We start from the raw sequence: 21,934 nt of genomic DNA on the forward strand, positions 1-21,934 counted from the left end.
AATTTAAATTAAAAATTTTTCTGCAGCGGAGCGCAAGAAAAATCACCTTAACTTTTGGCTTTAGCCGAAAAGTTCACTTTTCACATAAGTTAAAAAGTTAGTCTTTTAACGAGCAAAGCGAGTTAAAACCCTTAACTCCAATTAATTCGCAATATTTATTAATCATGACTTAACAATTTTTAGTGCGACAGCCACTATTTAATACTCCAAGATGATGTTACTTTGTATTTTTTAATTATGAAAGTTTAGTTAATTGCTTTAATTAGGTATATATATCTGATAAAATTAGGTGTATACTAAAATCAAATATTTGAGCGATTAGTTTATATACAGAAATAGAGGTGTAAAAATGTCTAGAAAAACTTCGGTTGGTGGTCAGGCAGTAATTGAAGGTGTAATGATGAGAGGAAGCAAAGGCATTGCTACTGCTGTTAGAACATCTGATGGAGATATAAATGTTAAATTTGAAGAAGCTGTTCCATATTCTAAGAAAAATAAATTTTTCTCTATACCTATAGTAAGAGGTTTTGTGTCACTTATAGAATCTCTAATTATTGGAATAAAAACTTTAAATTATTCTGCATCACTCTTTGAGGGAGAAGATGATGATGAAGAAAAAACATCAAAATTTCAAAAGTGGATAGAAAAAGTACTTGGAGATAAAGTTAATGATCTTATAATGGGATTTTCATTGGTTGTGTCATTATTTTTTTCTATCACTGTATTTTTCATTATTCCAACTTTTGCAGCAAATTTATTTTCAAAGCTTAAATTAAATAGTATTGCACTAAACTTTATTGAAGGAATAATAAGAGTTATAATATTTATAGCTTATATATATTTAATAGGTAAAATGAGCGACATAAATAGAGTTTTTCAGTATCATGGTGCAGAACATAAAACTGTTTTTTGTTATGAAAATGAAGAGGAACTTACACCTGAAAATGCGTCCAAGTATTCAAGGTTTCATCCAAGATGTGGTACTAATTTTTTATTTTTAGTAATGATCGTAAGTATAATCATTTTTTCCTTCACAAAGTGGAATTCTCTCCCTGAAAGGATTGCATCAAGAGTGTTACTCCTTCCGCTGGTTTCTGGTCTTACATATGAAATAATAAGGTGGATGGGAAAATCAAAAAGCTCTATTTCACATATTTTTGCTTATCCAGGGCTTATGCTTCAAAAACTAACGACAAGAGAGCCGAATTATAGTCAATTAGAAGTAGCAATAAAAGCGCTTAAGAGGGCAGAAGGTATAGATGCTGAAAGTAATGAAGAAGGAGAGAATACAGGGGAATGACCATAAAAGATATTCTGTTTAAGGCTTATAATGAATTAAAAAAAGTCGATGGCGAATTTTATATATCAGATAGCCAAATTTTACTTCAACATGTTTTAAAAAAAGATAGATTGTTTATACTTACTAATATGGATTATGAAGTTGATGATACTAAGTGTAAAGAATATTTTAGCTATATTAGACTTAGAAAAAATAAAATGCCTGTAAAATATATAACTAAGCAATGTGAATTTATGGGCTTAGATTTCTTCGTTAAAGAAGGCGTATTAATACCAAGACCGGATACTGAAATTTTAGTTGAAGAGGTAATGAAAAATGTAGAGGATAAAAAATATACTACTGTATGTGATGTTTGTACAGGAAGTGGAGCTATAGGATTATCTATAGCTCATTATGAGAAAAATGTTAATGTTTTTTGCATTGATATTTCAGATGAGGCTATAGAGGTTTCAAATAAAAATTGTGAGAAATTTGGTTTGCATAATGTTAAAATAGAAAAAGGAAATCTTCTAAAAAAACAAGTTGATGAAAATATAAAATTTGATGTTATTGTCTCTAACCCACCATATATTCCGTTAGATGAAATAAATAATCTTATGGAGGATGTAAGAAATTTTGAACCCCACATTGCACTTTCTGGAGGACAAGATGGACTTGAGTTTTATAGAAAAATAACTAAACAAAGTGTTGAAACTTTAAATAGTGGCGGACTTCTTGCATATGAAATAGGAAGTGATCAGTGGGAAGACGTTAAAAGAATAATGCAAGAAAATGGATTTGTAAATGTTCAATTAACAAAAGATCTTGCTGGAAATGACAGAGTAGTTACTGGCTTTAAAAAGTAAAGTAAATGTTTATGTAGAAAGCACACAGCAAGTGTGTTATAATATAATATTGTGAAAATACAAATACGGAGTGATAAAATAATGCTTGAAAGACTTAATTTTATAGAAAGTAAATATGACGAGCTATCCATTAAAATAAGTGACCCTTCTGTTATGGCAGACCAAAAAGAATGGCAGAAATTATGTAAGGAACATGCCGATTTAGAGATTATAGTGCTAAAATATAGAGAATATAAAAAGGTATGTGAAAGCTTAGAAGCTGACAAAGAAATGTTAAATGATAAAATAGACAGTGAATTAAAGGAAATGGTGGAGGAAGAGATAAAAGAGTTAGAGCCTCAGGTTGTTAATTATGAAAAAGAACTTAAGCTTTTACTTTTGCCTAAAGATCCAAATGACAGTAAAAATGTATTCTTTGAAATAAGAGGTGGAGCAGGTGGAGAAGAAGCGGCACTATTTGCTTCAGATTTATTTAGAATGTACACTAGATATGCTGAAAGAGTTGGCTGGAAAACAGAAATCATGAGTGCTAATGAAACAGATATAGGTGGATTTAAAGAAGTAGTATTTATGATAAAAGGTGAGGGTGCCTACAGTAAACTCAAATATGAAAGTGGAACGCACAGGGTTCAAAGAGTCCCAGACACAGAATCAAGTGGAAGAATACATACATCAACGGCTACAGTTGCAGTGCTTCCAGAGGTTGAAGATGTTGATGTTGAAATAAATCCAAATGATTTAAGGATAGATGTTTTTAGAGCTTCTGGTCATGGTGGACAGTGCGTAAATACTACAGACTCAGCAGTTAGAATTACCCATATACCTACAGGAATTGTTGTTTCCTGTCAGGATGAAAAAAGGCAGCTCAAAAATAAGGAAAAGGCTATGAAGGTACTAAGGGCAAGACTTTATGAAAAGGCTGAAGCTGAGAGAAATGCTGGAATTGCTGAAGATAGAAAAAATCAGGTTGGTACAGGAGATAGAAGTGAAAGAATAAGGACATATAATTTTCCACAGGGAAGGGTTACAGACCACAGAATAGGCTTAACACTTTATAAATTAGACCAATTTCTTGATGGTGATATAGAAGAAGTAATAGATGCACTTATTACTTCGGAACAAGCCGAAAAAATGAAATCTCTTGGTAACGAAGAATTTTAATAAAAAAGGATGAGTTATATGAATTTAAATAAGGTAATAAGAAAACAGAATGCAGCTAGTAATAGATTTACGTTTTCTATGTGCCTTATTTTTTTTTCACTGCCAGTTGCATTAATTATTTCAAATCAAGCTAATATACTGTTTATACTCTATCTTGTTGTTATAGAGCTATTAATTACTTTAGCTATTTTAGCCAGAATGAACAATGATCTTTTTTCCTTTAAGTATGATGGCTATAGAATTAAAGTTAAGGATGGACTTTTTAAATCAACAAGTAATATAATATGTGATAAAGTTAACTTAGTTCATGCTGAGAAAGCAGATAAAGATATTAGAATAATTATAATAACTAAGTCTAGGTTTAGAAATAAATATCTAAAAAGTATAGATGCTAATTTTATGAAGAGATACCCTTATGCAGGATATCACTATGCAAGAATGAAAAAAATTTATCCTGAAAACAATTATTGCTATCTTGTGTTTAGAAATGGTGGTTACAAGAAGTATTTATTTCTAAACGAATTATTTAAACAATGCGTTCATGCGGATTTTACAGATGAAGCTATTGAGCAAATAAAAAAAAGTAGAGAAACCTGAGGTGTTTTTTATATGAATACTAAAATAATAAGAATGTACAATGATAATACAAATAGTAAGGTTATCATAGAGGCTGGAAATACAATTAAATCCGGTGGACTTGTTGTTTTTCCAACAGAAACTGTATATGGCTTAGGTGCAAATGCCTGTGATGGTGAGGCGGTTAAGAAAATATTTTTAGCTAAAGGAAGACCGCAGGATAACCCACTTATAGTGCATATTGCAGATTTTGAAAGTATAAATGAAATTGCACTAGAGGTGCCAGAGATTGCAAGAAAACTAGCAGAAAGATTTTGGCCAGGTCCAATGACTTTAATAATGAATAAAAAGCCTATTATATCAGATGTTACAAGCGCTGGACTTAAAAGTATAGGTATAAGAATGCCGTCAAATATTATAGCAAGAAAAATCATAGAGACTTCTGGCGTTCCAATAGCGGCACCTTCTGCGAATGTTTCAGGAAGGCCTAGTCCTACAGATATGGAAAGATGTGTGGAGGACTTGAAGGGTAAGGTTGACTACATAATTGGAGGAGAACAGTGTACTTTTGGACTAGAGTCTACAGTTATAGATTGTACAGTAGATCCCGTATGCATTTTAAGACCAGGCGCTATTACTTTGGAAATGGTAAGAGAAGTTGATAATAACGCTTATATTGATCCTGCAATTATGAAAAAACCAGATAAAGATTTTAAACCAAAAGCACCTGGTATGAAGTATAAACATTATGCTCCAAAAGCAGATGTTAAAATTATTGAAGGTGATTTGCAAAAAACTATTGAAAAAATCAATGAAATAGTGCAAAATTATATAGATGATGGTAAAAAGGTAGGGGTTATGGCTACAGATGAAACTATAAACTTCTATAACAATGTGGAAGTTATATCTCTTGGAAGCAGAAAAGACATGTACTCTATAGGAAAGAATTTGTTTGAAACTTTAAGAAGTTTTGACGATGATAATGTAGATGTTATTCTTTCAGAATCCTTTGAAGAAGAAGGGTTTGGAGTTGCAATAATGAATAGGCTTAATAAGTCAGCAGGATTTGATATAATAAAGGCTTAAAAAATAAATGTCAATTTAAGGAGGGGATAATTTATGAAAATATTATTTGTTTGCTCTGGAAATACATGTAGAAGTTGTATGGCGGAAGCTATATTTAATAGCATATGTGATATTGATGATGTTGAAGCTTTATCTGCTGGTCTATCTGTTTTTCCTGGAAGCAAAACTTCTTTAAATTGTTCTCTTATTGTTAATGAAAGCTTAAATTTAGATATATCGAATAGGAAAGCTGTTCAATTAAATCCATTTATAATAGAACAGGTTGATCTTGTTTTAACGATGACAGGGTATATAAGAGATGTATTAAGAGACACAAATTCAACTCATGCAAATAAAATATATTCATTGGGAGAGTATATAGGAAGTAATTTTGATATAAGTGATCCATACGGGGGGAGTATAGATATTTATAGAAAAACTTTTACAGAACTTAAAAGCGATTTAGAGGTTTTACTTGAAAAATTAAAGGAAGATAAAGGTATTAGGTGATACATTTATCTTCTTTTTTTGCGAGGAAAGATAAAACATCTGAATTTTTATATTTTAGCAATTTATTTATAATATTAGTGGAGGTGTTTGTATGAAAATAGCGATAGGAAGTGACCATGCTGGCTTTTCCTTGAAAAAGCAAGTGTTAGAGCATTTAAAAGAAAAAGGAGTAGAAGTAAAAGATTTTGGAACATACACAAATGAATCATGTGATTATCCTGATTTTGCACTAAAAGTTGCTGAGGAAGTTGCAGCAAAGAATTATGACTTTGGAATACTTGTGTGTGGAACAGGTATAGGAATAAGTATTGCAGCAAATAAGGTTCCAGGAATAAGGGCAGCAGCATGTTCAGATACATTTTCTGCACATGCATGTAGAGAACATAATAATGCCAATATAATTGCATTTGGAGAAAGAGTTGTAGGGCCTGGACTCGCATGTGACATTGTAGATACATTTTTAGCTTCAAAGTTTCAAGGTGAAAGACATCAGCGAAGAATTGATAAAATAACTGAAATTGAGAAAAAATATAGTAAATAGGAGGAAAAAATAATGAGTAAAGTAACACAAATATCACATCCATTAATATTACATAAATTAGCGTTTATAAGGAACAAAGAAACAGGTTCAAAGGATTTTAGGGAAATGGTTGAGGAAGTTGCAATGCTTATGGCATATGAAGTAACACGTGATATGCAGCTTGAGACTGTAGAAATAGAAACACCTATTTGCAAGACAAAATGCAAGATGCTTGCAGGTAAGAAGGTGGCTATAGTTCCAATACTTAGAGCAGGACTTGGAATGGTAGATGGAATGTTAAAACTTATACCAGCAGCTAAAGTTGGTCACGTTGGACTATACAGAGATGAAAAAACTTTAAAGCCAGTAGAGTATTTCTGTAAATTACCTCAAGACATAGAAGAAAGAGACATAATAGTTACGGATCCAATGCTTGCAACTGGAGGTTCAGCAATTGATGCAATATCTCTTTTAAAGAAAAGAGGAGCAAAATATATAAGACTTATGTGCCTTATAGGAGCACCAGAAGGAATAAAAGCAGTGCAGGAAGCACATCCAGATGTTGATATATATTTAGCATCAATAGATGAAAAGCTAAATGAAAATGGCTATATAGTTCCAGGCCTAGGCGATGCCGGCGACAGGCTTTTCGGGACTAAATAGTTAAAAAGGGACTGTCGCACTAAATATAAAAAATTACGAACTAATTAAAGTGAAGGGTTTTAACGATGAGGGCGAGTTAAAACCCTTCACTATTATATTGCTTCGCAATTTTTTAGTGCGACAATCCCTTTTTATATAAAGTTTTACATCAATTTGAAGCTTTTCTTAATATCAAGACTATGAGTAGTGTAAATACCGAAGCTAGAGCAATTGTCCCTCCAGGTGCACAATTTAAGTAATATGAAGAAAATAGTCCTAACATTATATCTATAAAGCTAAAAACTATAGACATCAATAAAGTGATTTTAAAACCTTTTTTTAACTGCATAGCAGTAGCCACAGGAACAGCAATTAAAGAAGACACCACTAATATACCTATTATTCTTATTGAAATAGCAATGGCAGAACCCACAAGTAAAGAAAATACATAATTTAAAAGTTTAGTATTTATACCAGAAAGTTTAGCACCGTTTTCATCAAATACTGTGTAAAGAATTTTATTGTAAAGAGAGAATATAATTGCAAAAGAAATGATGCTTATTGCTAATATTAAATATAAATCACTTTTTTCTACGGTTAAAAGGCTTCCAAACAGAAAAGCATCGATATTCCCAGAAGCTTTTCCACTGCTTGTAAGTGTAATAGCTATTCCAACAGATAAAGTTAATACTATTGGAAGTATAAGATCAGAATATCCTTTAAAAAAGTCCTTCAATGCCTCAATTAAAATTGCACACAGTGAAGTAAATATAAATGCTGTGATTAAGGGATTTACATTTATAAGAAATCCGATTGCTACGCCAGCAAAGGACGCATGCGATAAAGTATCTCCTACCATTGATTGCCTCTTAAGTACTAAAAAGACACCTATAAGGGGACATAATATTGAAATCATAATTGCTGCTAGAAAAGCATTTTGTATAAAGCTAAGATGAAAAATTTGAATCATTTTGCATAACCTCCAAATTGCTGTGTAAAAAATCACTAGTTCTAAGTAAAATGCCATTCCCGTTATTTAATTTCAGTATATGCGTGGAGTAAGAATAAGCAGCTTTTAAGTTGTGCTCTACTGAAATTATTGTTACATTATTATTTCTATTTAAATGTTGCAGTGTAGAATATATATCATTTTGACTTTTTACATCAATACCAGTAGATGGTTCATCCATTATTATTGTATCAGGGTTTCCTATTAGAGCTCTAGCGATGAATACTTTTTGCCTTTGGCCACCAGATAAATCACCAATAAGACTATTTTTTAAATCTAGCATGCCGACAGAAAGCAAAGAATTATTTATTATATTTAAATTTTTTAAATGCAAAGTTTTCATATGGCAATTAAGTATTTCAAAAACCGTTATTGGAAAACCAAAGTTAAAGTTCTCCATAACCTGTGGTACGTAACCTATACTTTTAGAATTTATTTCTATAGTGCCTGAAGATGGAGATAAAAGTTTTAATATAAGTTTAACTAGTGTGCTTTTTCCGCAACCATTTTCTCCAATTATAGAAGTGTATGTTCCATCTTCTATTTTTATATTTATATTATTTAAAATATAATCGCTGGATTTTGTATAGGAAAAGCATAGATTTTTAATATCTATCATAATTAAATAGACCCTCCTAAATGTAAAGAACATTGTTTTGAAACATATATATATTATATCATTTTGCAAATGCTTTGCAACAATACTACTTATGGTTAAATATTAAAGTCTAAATAATTTACAACAACATAGAATATCATTGATTATTGTATATAAACTGTAAAAATTCAATGATAAAAACAAAAATTAGTGTGCATTTTTTGAGGTTTTACACTATAATTATAGTAGAAAAAAGCTTTAGGAGAGTTGAGTATGGAGAGAAGAGACAAAAATAATTACTATTTAGACATAGCTGAGACTGTGCTTGAAAGAGGTACATGTCTTAGAAGAAACTATGGAGCAATAATAGTAAAAAATGACGAAATAATATCAAGTGGATATAGTGGTTCGCCAAGAGGAAGAAAAAATTGTAGTGATATAGGAATATGTATAAGAAAGAAACTAAATGTACCAAGGGGAACTCATTATGAACTTTGCAGGTCTGTTCACTCAGAAGCTAATGCAATAATTAGTGCTTCAAGAAAAGACATGATTGGTTCAACACTATATCTTGTTGGAAAGGATGCTGATTCAAATACTTTAGTTGAAAATGCTGCACCGTGTTCTATGTGTAAGAGAATGATAATAAATTCTGGCATAGATAAAGTTGTCATAAGGGATTCTAAAGATAATTATAGAATAATAAATGTAAATGATTGGATTGAAAATGATGAATCTCTTTTGGGTGAAACTGAATATTAAAATATATTTATGGCGATTATTTAACTATGTATAAGTTATAAATTGCAGCTTAAGGAAGGAAAATAATGATTAGTACATATTACATATTTTTTATAGCAATATTTGTATCCTTTATAAGTACACCATTTGTAAGAAAATTTGCAAAGGCTATAAATGCAATAGATGTACCAAAAGATGCAAGAAGAGTGCATAAAAAGCCAATTCCAAAGCTTGGGGGGCTTGCTATATATTTAGGATTCCTAACGGCCTTGATTTTAAAGAATGGTCCTATTACAAGACATGAAATAGGAATTTTGATTGGTTCATTTATAATAGTTATTGGTGGAGTTACAGATGATTTAATTAATTTAAAACCGCTGCAAAAAATATTATTTCAAATTGCGGCAGCTTGTGCATTAATTGCCTTTGGAATAAAAATATCCATGATAACTAATCCGATAAGTAATTTAAATTCATACATAAAAATTGGATATGCACTAGGGATAATTTTAACTTTGATTTGGATTGTTGGAATAACAAATGCATTTAACCTTATAGATGGACTGGATGGATTAGCAGCAGGAACAGGAATTATTTCAGCAAGTACTATGGCATTAATTGCATTTTTGAATGGTCAAAGTAGGATAGAAGCACAGATATTATCGCTTATTTTAGCAGGAGCTATACTTGGATTTTTACCGTATAATTTTAATCCAGCATCAATATTTATGGGTGATGTTGGAGCACAATTAATAGGCTTTTTACTTGCGGCAATATCCATAGAAGGGGCTATAAAATCAGCTTCAGCAGTGGTTATTGCAGTTCCTATATTAGCATTTGGACTTCCAATATATGATACAATTTTTGCAATTATAAGAAGAAAAATAAATGGAAGACCAATAATGCAGGCAGATAAAGGTCATTTGCATCATAGGCTTCTTGCAATGGGACTTAGTCAAAAGCAAGCAGTTATAATCATGTATCTTATAAGTGCAGTACTTGGTCTTATGTCTGTAATAGTAATGCAGCTTACAAATACTAAAGCATACACAGTTCTTGCTGTAGTAATTGTAATTATAGTTATAGTTGCATTTAAATTTGGTCTTTTTAAGCATAAGGAATGAAATGTATTATTATGAAAAAATAGATATATAAGAATATAATAGAAATATGACAGATATGAATAAATGGAGGTATAATTCTATGAACAGGATTAAAGTAATAAGTATTTTCGGAACAAGACCAGAGGCTATTAAGATGGCTCCACTTGTTAAAATGTTAAAGAGCATGGATGAGTTTCAGGCTAAGGTTTGTGTTACTGCACAACATAGGGAAATGCTTGATCAGGTTTTAGATATATTTAAAATTTCACCTGATTTTGATCTTAATATAATGAAAGATAAACAAACATTGACTGGAATAACCTCAAGAGTACTTGAAGGCTTAGAATACATATTTTCTAAGGAAAAACCCGATATAGTACTTGTTCATGGTGACACAACAACTACATTTGCAGCTTCACTTGCAGCTTTTTATCAAAAAATAAGTGTTGGTCACGTTGAAGCTGGATTAAGAACATATGATAAGTACTTTCCTTTTCCTGAGGAAATGAATAGAAAATTAACAGGAGCTATAGCAGATTTACATTTTGCACCTACTAAAAAGTCTAAAAATAATCTGTTAAAGGAAGGAATAGACGAAAAAAACATTTTTATAACAGGAAATACTGCTATTGATGCCATGAAGCACACAGTAGAGGATAGTTATAAATTTAGCAATGAAGTACTTAATGATTTAGATTATAAAAACAAAAAAATTATAATGATAACAGCTCACAGACGTGAAAATTGGGGCGCTGGAATAGAAAATATTTGTGAATCATTAAAAAGAATAGTAAAAGAAAACAAGGATGTTGAAATTGTCTACTTAGTTCATCTAAATCCAGTTGTAAGAGATGTTGTATATAAGCATTTAGATAAAACTGAAAGAGTTCACCTTTTATCGCCACTTGATACAAAGGAAACTCATAATCTTATGAATAAATGCTTTATGGTTATGACTGACTCTGGTGGAATTCAAGAAGAAGCACCTCATTTAGGAAAACCAGTTCTTGTATTAAGAGACGTTACTGAAAGACCTGAAGCAGTTGAGGCTGGAAAGGTAAAGCTTGTAGGCACAGATGTTGAAAAAATTGTAGAGGAAGCTAATAAAATAATAAGAGTTAAAGAAGAATATGATAAGATGAGCAAGGCTATAAATCCATATGGAGATGGAAACGCATCCAAGAGAATAGCAGAAGCAATATTGTATCATTTTGGATTAACTGAAACGAAACCCAGCGAATTTATGATATAGAAAGTTTGTGTTTTTTTTAACAAAATCTATTGATAAAAAAATGAATAGTAGGTATAATTAACTTGTAAGATTGAAAAACGATTGATATACCTTAGATTAAAAATTTAGGAGGTTATTTTGAATGAAAGAAGTTGTAATAGCTAGTGCTGTAAGAACAGCAATAGGTTCATATGGAAAAGGCCTTAAAGATGTACCAGCAGTGGATTTAGGTGCAGTAGTTATAAAAGAAGCAGTTAAAAGAGCTGGAATAAAAGCAGAACAAATAGGAGAAGTTATTTTTGGAAACGTACTTACAGCAGGATTAGGACAGAATCCAGCAAGACAAGCAGCTGTAAAAGCTGGGTTACCTGTAGAAATTCCAGCACTTACAATTAATAAGGTTTGTGGTTCTGGTCTTAGAACAGTTAGCCTTGCAGCGCAGATAATTAAAGCAGGAGATGCTGATATAGTAATAGCAGGTGGAATGGAGAATATGTCAAGAGCACCATATCTTGTAGATAACGCAAGATGGGGAGTAAGAATGGGAAATACTCAGTTTGTAGATGAAATGATAACTGATGGATTATGGGATGCTTTTAATCAGTATCATATGGGAATCACAGCTGAAAACATAGCTGAAAAATGGGGTATTACTAGACAACAACAAGATGAATTTGCACTTGCATCGCAGCAAAAAGCTGAAAAAGCTATAAAAAATGGAGAATTTAAGGATGAAATAGTTCCTGTAACTATAAAAACTAGAAAGGGTGAGGTCGTATTTGATACAGATGAGCACCCAAGATTTGGAAGTACAATAGAAGGAATGGCTAAATTAAAGCCAGCATTTAAGAAAGATGGAACAGTAACAGCTGGAAATGCTTCAGGATTAAATGATGCTGCAGCAGCTTTAGTTATAATGAGTGCTGATAAAGCAAAAGAGTTGGGAATAAAGCCACTTGCTAAAATTGTTTCATATGGTTCAGCAGGATTAGATCCAGCAATAATGGGATACGGACCATTCTATGCAACAAAAGCAGCTTTAGCTAAGACTGATATAAAAGTTGAAGATTTAGATTTAATAGAGGCAAATGAAGCTTTTGCGGCTCAAAGTTTAGCAGTAGCAAAAGATTTAAAATTTGATATGAGCAAAGTGAATGTTAATGGCGGAGCTATTGCATTAGGGCATCCAATAGGAGCATCTGGTGCAAGAATATTAGTTACATTATTATATGGAATGCAAAAAAGAGATGCAAAACTTGGACTTGCCACTTTATGCATTGGTGGTGGACAAGGAACAGCAATAGTTGTTGAAAAAATGTAGTAATTAGTTATTTATATAAAAATCCAGAAGAAATTTAATCTTCTGGATTTTTATTTTTTACTTTGTTTTAAATAACTGTTCACTTTTATGATTATTTAAAGCAAAGATTTCTTAGTTTTTATCAATATTTTTTTTAAAACATAGCTTTGTTTGTAAAATTTTCTATAAAATGTTTTGCGATATTAGATAAATAGTGATTTTTAGGCCATATAATAGCAAAGTTTGTTTCAATATATAAATCTTTGATTTCAAATAATCTTAATTTATCAGTTGATAAAGAGTCTACATTGGATTTTGGTAAGATAGCAATTCCGATATCATCATATGCCAAGGCAAGCATTAATCTTATGTCATCTGCCTTACAAAGAATTGAAGGCTTAAAACCATGTTGTTCGCAATAATTTATTAATTTATTTTCATATCTTCGGTGCATTATTAAAGGTTTATTCACTAAAACATCAATGTTTATTGATAATATATTTTCAGACAATAATGAATTTGTTATTGCGAGCATTGGAGTAGTAGAAACTTTATTTGAAATTAATATAAAATTATAGTTTTCGTAGTCGAATGGAGTTTTTACAATGCCAATTTCAATTGTATTATTTTTTAGAAGTTCAGTAATTCTAAGAGTATCACCATCCCATATTTGAAAATTCACTTTCCTATATTGAGCATGAAAAAATTTTATTTGTTCTGGCATTATAGTGGATATAGATGAGGTTACAGCACCTATATTTAATGTACCGTTTAATCCTTGATTTAGATCGTTAAGTTCTTTTTTTGTACTTTCAACTAAATTAATAATTTCTGTAGCCCTAGTAAAAAGTATATTTCCAGCATCGGTAAGGGTTATATTACGACTGCCCCTTTCTAAAAGACTTGTTCCTAATTCTTCTTCTAAAAGTTTTAATTGTTTGCTTAATGGTGGTTGAGCAATATGAAGTTTTCTTGCAGCAGCTGTGATTTGTTTTTCTTTTGCAACTGCAAGAAAGTATTTTAACTGTTTAATATCCAAGGATTACATCTCCTGTAAAATATATTTTTTTTGTATGAATGTATATTTATTTAATATTTTATAAAATTGTCTATATTTGCTATAATGATAAATAGTTTTTGAACTTAAAAATTAAGTTTATTTGCAGTCATTTATATACATCAATTATATCAGTACTAAAATAAATTAAAATATGTTTTGAAAACTTTCAAACTTATGGAGGTTTTAAATTATAAAAATTCATTTTATAAAAAACTAACTGGGGGAAATATAAATGAAAAAGGGATATTTGTATATTATGTTATCGACAGTTTTATTTAGTACTATGGAGATATCGTTAAAATTGGTTTCTGGAAGGTTCAATCCTGTGCAATTGACATTTATAAGATTTTTTATAGGTGGAATTGTGCTTTTACCTCTTGCTATGAGAAATATAAAAAAAAGAGAAATCTTATTTGGACTAAAAAATCTAAAATTTTTTATTATGTCAGGATTTATATGTGTAGTCGTAAGTATGCTATTTTATCAACTAGCGGTATTAGATTGTAAAGCTTCCATAGTTGCAATATTGTTTAGCTGCAATCCAATATTTGTTATACCACTTGCATATATAATGCTAAATGAGTTAGTGTATAAGGATACAATAATTTCTATGATTTTAAACGTAATAGGTATAATATTTATAATGAATCCATTTAATATGACTAGTAGTGTTAAGGGGATAGTGTTTACCTTACTGTCTGCAGTTACATTTGCTTTATATGGTGTTATAGGTAAATACAAGAGTAAAAAATATGGTGGAATTGTATTAAGTTGTTTTAGCTTTATAATGGGAAGTCTTGAAATGTTTATACTTATTATGATTTCCAAAATAAGCTTTGTTTCATTATTTTTTGATAAGATAGGTCTAAAAATATTTTCTGATATTCCAATTATACAAGGAATAAACTCATCAACTATTCTTGCTTTAATATATATAGGTATTTTTGTAACAGGTCTTGGATATACTTTTTATTTTTTAGCAATGGATGAAACATCAGCTTCTATAGCATCATTAGTATTTTATATAAAGCCAGTGCTAGCATCCATTTTTGCATTAATAATTTTAAAGGAAGTCATTACCTTCAATATGATTGTAGGAATTGCATTGATAGCTGTTGGATCTTGTATAACTTTTGTATTTAATAGTAAAAGGAATAGTACTGTAGAAGAAGAGGATGATCAAGCAAACTTTACAGCGTAAAGGCAAATATGCATATATAATTTTGTATATACAATAGTATAGTTTTTATGAGTTTATACGATATAAGTATAGTGATAAAATATTTGATAGCGCAATGACAGGAATATGTAAATATTATAATTTTCAGTAATTTGAAATTTAATTTGAAATTTGAATTTATCAAAGCATTTGCAACTTATAGAGATTAAAAAGAAAAGAAACCGTTAATAAACTATTATAATAATAAAATATTGTTAAAATAGGCGAAAAACAAAAGTTTATTTATAAAAATTAAAGATATATAATTAAGTTATTAATTTAAGTCATTGGAGGAAATAAATTGGAAACTAATATAAAAAGCATGCTGAAAAATGTTATTATATGCGATGTAATACTAGCAATATTAATTTGCGCCTTAACTTTGGTTGTAAAATCCTCCTATGTTTTTGTTGCCTTATTAGGACTCTTAATAGCAGCATTAAGTTTTACTGCTAATTCTATTATATCTGATATTGTTTATATAAAACAAAAAGGTAATAAGATTTTTTTATTGATTGGGGGTATACTAAGAGTTGTTATAGTATGTATAATAGCTTTTATACTCTGCAAGATAAATAAATTTTATATAGTAGCCTATATGTTTGGGTTTACTGCACAGTACATATCTATAATAATATATGGATTAAAAGTTAAAAATGAATAGGAAGGAAGTGATTGGATGGAAGAAATTAAACCGCTGTTTGGCAGTTTTAAGGGAATATCAACTGGTATAGGAGTTCAATGGGCTATAATTATATTGGTTACACTTATAGCATGGCTTCTTACTAGAAATCTTAATAAAATGCCTGATAAAAAACAAAGTGCAGTTGAAATTGTTGTAGAATCCATAAATAACCTAGTTAAAGAAAATATGGGCGAAAGTTACAAAAGCTTCATACCGTATGTTGGAACATTAGCTATATTTATATTATTGATGAATTTGGCAGGACTTGTAGGAGCTCCTGTTCCAACAGAGGATGTAAGTGTAACGGCAGGACTTGCTGCTATAACTTTTTTTATGATCCAGGCTACATCTATTAAACGAAATGGTTTAGTTAATTACTTTACAGCTTTTGGAAAGCCAAAATTGTTTTTGCTTCCAATAAACATATTAGAGAGATTTACCACACCATTATCACTTTGCCTGCGACTTTTTGGTAATATGACAGCGGGTGGAGTATTGCTTAGTTTAATTTATAAAGGTATGGGTCATTTTGCATTTGTATTGCCAGTGCCATTTCATTTTTATTTTGACGTATTTGATGGCGGGCTTCAAATGCTAATATTTGTGATGTTAACTATGATTAACATAAAAATTACTGCTGAGGAATAATAAAGGAGGAAACAAATTATGAGTATTGATGCACACACAATGGCAATGTTAGGTGCAGGTATAGCTGCATTAGGTTGTATAGGTGGAGGTATTGGAACAGGTAATGCTGCTTCTAAAGCAGCTGAAGCTGTTGGAAGACAACCAGAAGCAAGTGGTAAAATAATGAGTACTATGATTATAGGTGCTGCACTTTCAGAAGCAACTGCTATATATGCATTCCTTATTGCTATATTACTATTATTTGCTAGTAAATAATAACTATTTATTCTTAAAATAAGCCTGAAGGGAGGCTTTTACGCGTAATGGATATAGATTTAATTAGAGTTGGTATAACTATAGTTAACTTTATAATTTTGTATTTTCTTTTAAGACATTTTTTATTTAATCCTGTTAACAATAAAATAGATTCTAGAGTTAATGCAATTAAAAGTGATATTGATAAAGCAGAATCTGATAGAGTTGAAGCAGAAAAGTTAAAAAATGAAAATGCACAAAAATTAGCAAAGGCAAAAGAAGAAGGAAAAGCTATAGTTGAAAACTATAAAGTAAAAGCTGAGAAGGTTTCAGAGGAAATAACAGGTGAAGCTTCAAATGAAGCTCAGGTTATTTTAGAGAGAGCAAAAAAAGAAGCTGAAAGAGAAAAAGAAAAAGCAGAGGATGAAATTAAATCTCAAGTTGTAGAACTTGCCATGCTTGTATCTTCAAAAGCTCTTAACAAATCTTTAGATGAAACTGAACACAGAAGACTTATAGAAGACTTTGTTGCTAAGGTAGGTATTTAATTATGTATGAATATCTAGATAGGAGATATGCGCTTGCTCTATATGAAGTGGGTGAAGAAAAAAACAAAGTTGATCAATATATTTCTGATTTTGAGGATATTGTTGCATTAATAAAAACAAACAATGATATTCAACAAATCATAAAACACCCCAAAATGAGTACTTCTGTGAAAGAACAAATGTTTACCGATATTTTTAAAGGTAAAATAGATAAAGAACTGCTCTCTTTTCTGTTGCTTCTTGTAGAAAAAAAGAGAATTCATGAAGTGGATGGAATTCTTAACCAATTAAGAGAAATTTCTTTAGAAAAAAATAACAAGGTTATTGCAGAGATTAAAACTGTAATACCGCTTACAGATGATGAAAGAAAAACTCTTACAGAAAAGCTTTCAAAGAAATATAACAAAACTATTGTATTAAGAGAAATTATTGATTCAGATATAATAGGTGGAGTTTATGTAAGAGTTGGCGATGATGTTATCGATGGAACTATTAAACATAAATTAGAGAGCATGAAAAAAGTAATGCTTGAAGAGAAATAGAGGTGAGCCTATGAACATAAAACCTGAAGAAATAACTTCAATAATTAAAAAGCAAATTGAAGGATATGAAGATAAAGTAGAAACTGTAGATTCAGGTACTATAATAGAAATAGGTGATGGTATTGCCAGAGTATACGGTCTAGATAACTGTATGGCTGGTGAACTTCTTGAGTTTCCAAACAACGTGTATGGTATGGCTCTAAACCTTGAACAGGACAATGTCGGCTGCGTTCTACTTGGTTCACAAGATGGAATTAAGGAAGGCGACGTTGTTAAGAGTACAGGAAAGGTTGTTGAAGTGCCTGTTGGTGAAGCAATGCTTGGAAGAGTTGTAAATGCATTGGGGCAGCCAATAGATGGCAAAGGTCCTATAAAGGCTGAGGAATCAAAGCCAGTAGATATAAAAGCTACTGGAGTTATTGATAGACAATCAGTTAATGAACCACTTCAAACAGGATTATTAGCCATAGACTCAATGATACCTATTGGAAAAGGACAAAGAGAACTTATTATAGGAGATAGACAGACAGGTAAAACTGCTATTGCTATTGATACTATAATAAATCAAAAAGGAAAAGATGTAATATGTATTTATGTTGCTATAGGACAGAAACAATCTACTGTAGTAAACATTGTTAATACATTAGAAGAAATGGGAGCTATGGACTATAGCATAGTAGTATCATCAACTGCTGCAGATCCAGCACCACTACAATATTTAGCACCATATTCAGGTGTAACTATTGCAGAAAGCTTTATGTTTAAAGGAAAAGATGTACTTATTATATATGATGATTTGTCTAAGCACGCAGTTGCTTATAGAACAATGTCATTACTTCTTCGTAGACCACCAGGCAGAGAAGCTTATCCTGGAGATGTTTTCTATTTACATTCAAGACTTCTTGAAAGAGCTGCAAAGCTTTCTGAGAAACTTGGAGGAGGTTCTATAACAGCACTTCCTATAATAGAAACTCAAGCAGGAGACGTTTCGGGATATATACCTACAAATGTTATATCTATAACAGATGGCCAGATATTCCTTGAAGCAGAACTTTTCTATGCAGGTCAGAGACCAGCCGTTAACTCAGGTATATCAGTATCAAGAGTTGGTGGTAGTGCTCAGATTAAAGCTATGAAAAAGCTTTCAGGAACACTCAGACTTGAACTTGCGCAGTATGAAGAACTTGCTGCTTTTGCACAGTTTGGTTCAGACCTTGATAAAGAATCTATGAAGAGACTTGAAAAAGGTAAAAGACTTACTGAAATAATGAAGCAGCCTCAATACAAGCCAATGCCTGTTGAAAAGCAAATCATAATTTTATATGCAGTTGTTAATGAATATGTAATGGATATTGATGTTTCAAAACTTAAGGCTTTCCAAGAAGGACTTCTTGAATACATAGATACTCATTATAGAGATTTAGGAAAAGAAATAATCGAAAAGAAAGCATTAACTGATGAAATAAATAGTGAACTTGATAAGGCAATAAAAGAATATAAAAAGATATTTATAGCAGAGGAATAGTTTAAGTTCCTATGCGGGAGGTGAAGTATGGCAGGAGCAGGACTTATAAAGATAAAAAGAAGAATTAAGTCTATTACTAATACTAGAAAAATAACAAACGCCATGTCACTTATAGCCACCTCTAATTTAAGAAAATCAAGACAGAATCTTGAAGGAAACAAAGCGTATTATGAAGCTTTTAATGATGTTATGAGTAAAATTGTAAATTCATCTGATAAGGGAAATGCATATATTGCTGGTAATAAAAGTGATAAAAAGCTTTATGTAGCTTTGACTTCAGATTCTGGTCTTTGCGGAGGTTTTAACGGAGCTGTTGTTGCCGCTGCAGATGAGACTATGTGTAAGGAAAAAGATAAATCTTTACTTATAACAGTTGGTCAAAAGGGAAGAGCATATTTTAAGAGACTTAAATATGATACTGTTGCTGAATATGTTGATATTCCTAATGAACCAGGATTAGAGGAAGCTAAGAAGATAACTGAGCATGCTTTGAAGCTTTATGAAAACGGTGATGCAGGCGAAGTTTATGTGGTTTATACAAAATTTATTTCTACTATAAAACAAAGTGTTGAAATAAAAAAAATACTTCCGCTTGAAGCTAAAGAATCGGATAATAGCATGAGTGTAGCTGAATTTGAACCTACTTCTGATATTTTACTTGGTAGGGCAATTAAATTGCATTTAGAACAGCAGATGTTTAACTTGCTTTTAAATTCTAAAGCTAGTGAGCAGGCATCTAGAATGTCCTCAATGGATAACGCAACTAAAAATGCAAATGAATTGCTTGATAATTTAAATCTTCAGTATAACAGAATTAGACAAAGTGCTATTACTCAGGAAATTACAGAAATAGTTGGAGGAGCGGAGGCTCTTAAATAAGGAGGGAAACTGATGCCAGAACATGTAGGTAAAATTGTTCAGGTAATAGGACCTGTCGTTGATATTAGATTTGATGCAGAAAACCTTCCTGATATTTATAATGCGATTGAAATAAATATGGGAGATAAAAAACTTATTGCTGAAGTTGAACAGCACATAGGTGATGATATTGTTAGAACAATATCTATGGAAGGCACCGATGGATTAAAAAGAGGAATGGAAGCAATAAATACTGGTAAGCCAATATCAGTACCAGTTGGTAAATCTGTTTTAGGTCGTCTTTTTAATGTATTAGGTCAGCCTATAGATGAGGTTGGAAGCGTTGAAGCTAATGAATATTATCCAATACACAGACCAGCTCCAACATTTGAAGAACAATCAGTTCATCCAGAGATGTTTGAAACAGGTATTAAGGTTATAGATTTACTTGCTCCATATCAAAGAGGTGGAAAGATAGGTTTATTCGGTGGTGCCGGTGTTGGTAAGACAGTTCTTATTCAGGAACTTATAAATAATATAGCTAAAGAACACGGTGGATTATCAGTATTCACAGGTGTTGGAGAAAGAACAAGAGAAGGTAATGACCTTTATTATGAAATGAAAGAATCTGGAGTTATTGATAAAACAGCTCTTGTATTTGGTCAAATGAATGAGCCACCTGGTTCAAGAATGAGAGTTGCTTTAACAGGACTTACAATGGCTGAATATTTTAGAGATCAAGGCCAGGATGTGCTTTTATTCATAGATAATATATTCAGATTTACACAAGCTGGTTCAGAAGTTTCAGCTTTACTTGGAAGAATACCTAGTGCCGTTGGTTATCAGCCAACACTTTCAAATGAAATGGGTGCTCTTCAAGAAAGAATAACTTCAACAAAGCAGGGCTCAATTACATCAGTTCAGGCTGTATATGTACCTGCTGATGACCTTACAGATCCTGCACCAGCAACAACATTCTCGCATCTTGATGCAACAACTGTTCTTTCAAGATCAATATCTGCACTTGGAATATATCCAGCAGTTGATCCTCTTGAATCATCATCAAGAATACTTGATCCAAGAATTGTTGGAGAAGAACACTATGAAGTTGCAAACAAAGTTAAGCATATACTTGAAAGATATGCAGAACTTCAGGATATAATTGCAATACTTGGTGTTGATGAACTTTCCGAAGATGATAGATTACTTGTTGGAAGAGCAAGAAGAATTCAAAGATTTCTTTCACAAGCATTTAGTGTTGCTGAACAGTTTACAGGAATACCAGGTCAATATGTAACTGTAAAAGATACTATAAGAAGTTTTAAAGAAATTCTTGATGGTAAATGTGATGATCTTCCAGAAGCTGCATTTTTACTTGCAGGTACTATTGAAGATGTAAGAGAAAAAGCTAAAAAAATGATGGAAAGCTAAAAGGAGTGATTTAGTATGGCAACAAACATGAAATTGAGCATACTAACACCTAAAAAGACGTTTTATGTTGGAGAAGTAAGTGAAATTTCAACAAAAACTGTTGAAGGCGGATTGGGTATACTTGGAAATCACTCGGATATGGTTGCTTTTTTACAACCAACAGAAACCAAATTTATTCAAGCAGATGGTACGGAGAAAAGAGCTTTTACATCTACAGGAGTTTTAAATGTAGGAGCATCAGAAGTCACATTTATGTGTGATGCTAGTGAGTGGCCAGAAGATATTGACGTTAATAGAGCTGAGGAAGCTAAAGAAAGAGCCGAAAAAAGAATTAGGGATGCTAAAAATGATAATGTTGATCTTAAAAGGGCAGAACTCGCTTTATCAAGAGCTCTTGCAAGGATAAAGGTTAAAGAAAAGTAAATATAATAAAAACCAGAAATTTATTTTCTGGTTTTTATTATTTTTTGAAAGTAAACATATGCGGGGCTTGGGCGGCAGCCCATTATCCTTCTAGAACCTAATGTAAATACTTTCTTAGCAAACAAGATAAACTAAAAAAAAGACAAATTGAGATTGCGGG

The 21,934-nt window shown here is 31.3% G+C and carries 25 protein-coding genes; 22 read left to right on the forward strand and 3 right to left on the reverse strand.

Annotation, left to right across the window (positions count from 1 at the left end; all coding sequences use genetic code 11):
• Nucleotides 1–349: 349 nt before the first annotated feature.
• The 8 genes from LQK79_RS09895 (at nucleotide 350) to upp (ending at nucleotide 6,640) form a co-directional block, all read left to right on the forward strand.
• Nucleotides 350–1,300, forward strand: coding sequence for a DUF1385 domain-containing protein (locus tag LQK79_RS09895; protein ID WP_231016437.1), 951 nt, complete (start codon nucleotides 350–352; stop codon nucleotides 1,298–1,300).
• Nucleotides 1,297–2,145, forward strand: a complete 849-nt coding sequence (gene prmC, locus LQK79_RS09900) for a peptide chain release factor N(5)-glutamine methyltransferase (RefSeq protein WP_231016439.1) — start codon at nucleotides 1,297–1,299, stop codon at nucleotides 2,143–2,145. The genes LQK79_RS09895 and prmC overlap by 4 nt, the downstream gene beginning before the upstream one ends.
• 81 nt (nucleotides 2,146–2,226) lie before the next feature.
• Nucleotides 2,227–3,306, forward strand: coding sequence for a peptide chain release factor 1 (gene prfA, locus LQK79_RS09905; RefSeq protein WP_053242489.1), 1,080 nt, complete (start codon nucleotides 2,227–2,229; stop codon nucleotides 3,304–3,306).
• A gap of 18 nt (nucleotides 3,307–3,324) precedes the next feature.
• On the forward strand, nucleotides 3,325–3,903 hold the full coding sequence (locus tag LQK79_RS09910) for a hypothetical protein (RefSeq protein WP_231016440.1): 579 nt from the start codon (nucleotides 3,325–3,327) through the stop codon (nucleotides 3,901–3,903).
• Nucleotides 3,904–3,915: 12 nt separating this feature from the next.
• Nucleotides 3,916–4,968, forward strand: coding sequence for an L-threonylcarbamoyladenylate synthase (locus LQK79_RS09915; protein WP_053242490.1), 1,053 nt, complete (start codon nucleotides 3,916–3,918; stop codon nucleotides 4,966–4,968).
• Between the two features lie 33 nt (nucleotides 4,969–5,001).
• The gene (locus tag LQK79_RS09920) at nucleotides 5,002–5,457 is read left to right on the forward strand and encodes a low molecular weight protein arginine phosphatase (protein WP_053242491.1); all 456 of its coding nucleotides are present in this window, start codon (nucleotides 5,002–5,004) and stop codon (nucleotides 5,455–5,457) included.
• A gap of 91 nt (nucleotides 5,458–5,548) precedes the next feature.
• On the forward strand, nucleotides 5,549–5,998 hold the full coding sequence (rpiB, locus tag LQK79_RS09925) for a ribose 5-phosphate isomerase B (RefSeq protein WP_053242492.1): 450 nt from the start codon (nucleotides 5,549–5,551) through the stop codon (nucleotides 5,996–5,998).
• Nucleotides 5,999–6,010: 12 nt separating this feature from the next.
• Nucleotides 6,011–6,640, forward strand: a complete 630-nt coding sequence (gene upp, locus LQK79_RS09930; protein WP_053242493.1) for a uracil phosphoribosyltransferase — start codon at nucleotides 6,011–6,013, stop codon at nucleotides 6,638–6,640.
• 148 nt (nucleotides 6,641–6,788) lie between these two features.
• Here upp and LQK79_RS09935 read toward each other — a convergent pair whose 3' ends face one another.
• On the reverse strand, nucleotides 6,789–7,589 hold the full coding sequence (locus LQK79_RS09935) for a metal ABC transporter permease (RefSeq protein ID WP_231016442.1): 801 nt from the start codon (nucleotides 7,587–7,589) through the stop codon (nucleotides 6,789–6,791).
• Nucleotides 7,567–8,247 carry a metal ABC transporter ATP-binding protein gene (locus LQK79_RS09940; protein ID WP_053242494.1) on the reverse strand — a complete coding sequence of 227 codons (681 nt, stop codon included), beginning with the start codon at nucleotides 8,245–8,247 and terminating at the stop codon, nucleotides 7,567–7,569. The genes LQK79_RS09935 and LQK79_RS09940 overlap by 23 nt, the downstream gene beginning before the upstream one ends.
• Nucleotides 8,248–8,499: 252 nt before the next feature.
• Here LQK79_RS09940 and LQK79_RS09945 point away from each other — a divergent pair, with 252 nt between their 5' ends.
• From LQK79_RS09945 to LQK79_RS09960, 4 genes are all read left to right on the forward strand, one after another.
• Nucleotides 8,500–8,988: a deoxycytidylate deaminase gene (locus LQK79_RS09945; protein WP_053242495.1), complete on the forward strand. Its 489-nt coding sequence runs from the start codon at nucleotides 8,500–8,502 to the stop codon at nucleotides 8,986–8,988.
• Nucleotides 8,989–9,053: 65 nt separating this feature from the next.
• Nucleotides 9,054–10,091, forward strand: a complete 1,038-nt coding sequence (locus tag LQK79_RS09950; RefSeq protein ID WP_053242496.1) for a glycosyltransferase family 4 protein — start codon at nucleotides 9,054–9,056, stop codon at nucleotides 10,089–10,091.
• A 79-nt stretch (nucleotides 10,092–10,170) separates the two neighbouring features.
• Nucleotides 10,171–11,322 carry a non-hydrolyzing UDP-N-acetylglucosamine 2-epimerase gene (wecB, locus tag LQK79_RS09955; protein WP_053242497.1) on the forward strand — a complete coding sequence of 384 codons (1,152 nt, stop codon included), beginning with the start codon at nucleotides 10,171–10,173 and terminating at the stop codon, nucleotides 11,320–11,322.
• A 121-nt stretch (nucleotides 11,323–11,443) separates the two neighbouring features.
• The gene (locus tag LQK79_RS09960; protein WP_053242498.1) at nucleotides 11,444–12,622 is read left to right on the forward strand and encodes an acetyl-CoA C-acetyltransferase; all 1,179 of its coding nucleotides are present in this window, start codon (nucleotides 11,444–11,446) and stop codon (nucleotides 12,620–12,622) included.
• Between the two features lie 133 nt (nucleotides 12,623–12,755).
• On the opposite strand, the gene LQK79_RS09965 is transcribed toward LQK79_RS09960, so the two are convergent.
• On the reverse strand, nucleotides 12,756–13,640 hold the full coding sequence (locus LQK79_RS09965; RefSeq protein WP_231016444.1) for a LysR family transcriptional regulator: 885 nt from the start codon (nucleotides 13,638–13,640) through the stop codon (nucleotides 12,756–12,758).
• Nucleotides 13,641–13,893: 253 nt separating this feature from the next.
• Here LQK79_RS09965 and LQK79_RS09970 point away from each other — a divergent pair, with 253 nt between their 5' ends.
• From LQK79_RS09970 to LQK79_RS10015, 10 genes are all read left to right on the forward strand, one after another.
• The gene (locus LQK79_RS09970) at nucleotides 13,894–14,862 is read left to right on the forward strand and encodes a DMT family transporter (protein ID WP_053242500.1); all 969 of its coding nucleotides are present in this window, start codon (nucleotides 13,894–13,896) and stop codon (nucleotides 14,860–14,862) included.
• Between the two features lie 319 nt (nucleotides 14,863–15,181).
• Nucleotides 15,182–15,544 carry a hypothetical protein gene (locus LQK79_RS09975; RefSeq protein ID WP_231016446.1) on the forward strand — a complete coding sequence of 121 codons (363 nt, stop codon included), beginning with the start codon at nucleotides 15,182–15,184 and terminating at the stop codon, nucleotides 15,542–15,544.
• 15 nt (nucleotides 15,545–15,559) lie between these two features.
• Complete coding sequence (locus tag LQK79_RS09980) at nucleotides 15,560–16,213, forward strand: F0F1 ATP synthase subunit A (RefSeq protein ID WP_053242502.1); 654 nt, start codon at nucleotides 15,560–15,562, stop codon at nucleotides 16,211–16,213.
• Between the two features lie 18 nt (nucleotides 16,214–16,231).
• Complete coding sequence (gene atpE, locus LQK79_RS09985) at nucleotides 16,232–16,468, forward strand: ATP synthase F0 subunit C (RefSeq protein WP_053242503.1); 237 nt, start codon at nucleotides 16,232–16,234, stop codon at nucleotides 16,466–16,468.
• A 47-nt stretch (nucleotides 16,469–16,515) separates the two neighbouring features.
• Nucleotides 16,516–16,995, forward strand: coding sequence for a F0F1 ATP synthase subunit B (locus LQK79_RS09990; RefSeq protein WP_231016449.1), 480 nt, complete (start codon nucleotides 16,516–16,518; stop codon nucleotides 16,993–16,995).
• A 2-nt stretch (nucleotides 16,996–16,997) separates the two neighbouring features.
• Entirely contained in the window at nucleotides 16,998–17,537 is a 540-nt protein-coding gene (locus LQK79_RS09995; RefSeq protein ID WP_053242504.1) for a F0F1 ATP synthase subunit delta, read from the forward strand.
• Between the two features lie 10 nt (nucleotides 17,538–17,547).
• Nucleotides 17,548–19,062 carry a F0F1 ATP synthase subunit alpha gene (gene atpA / locus LQK79_RS10000; protein ID WP_053242505.1) on the forward strand — a complete coding sequence of 505 codons (1,515 nt, stop codon included), beginning with the start codon at nucleotides 17,548–17,550 and terminating at the stop codon, nucleotides 19,060–19,062.
• A 27-nt stretch (nucleotides 19,063–19,089) separates the two neighbouring features.
• Complete coding sequence (atpG, locus tag LQK79_RS10005; RefSeq protein WP_053242506.1) at nucleotides 19,090–19,941, forward strand: ATP synthase F1 subunit gamma; 852 nt, start codon at nucleotides 19,090–19,092, stop codon at nucleotides 19,939–19,941.
• Nucleotides 19,942–19,953: 12 nt separating this feature from the next.
• Nucleotides 19,954–21,351: a F0F1 ATP synthase subunit beta gene (gene atpD / locus LQK79_RS10010; protein WP_053242507.1), complete on the forward strand. Its 1,398-nt coding sequence runs from the start codon at nucleotides 19,954–19,956 to the stop codon at nucleotides 21,349–21,351.
• A gap of 15 nt (nucleotides 21,352–21,366) precedes the next feature.
• Nucleotides 21,367–21,774, forward strand: a complete 408-nt coding sequence (locus LQK79_RS10015) for a F0F1 ATP synthase subunit epsilon (protein ID WP_053242508.1) — start codon at nucleotides 21,367–21,369, stop codon at nucleotides 21,772–21,774.
• Nucleotides 21,775–21,934 lie beyond the last annotated feature (160 nt).

The sequence above is a fragment of the Clostridium guangxiense genome, from assembly GCF_021043395.1.
Lineage (GTDB): Bacteria > Bacillota > Clostridia > Clostridiales > Clostridiaceae > Clostridium_S > Clostridium_S guangxiense.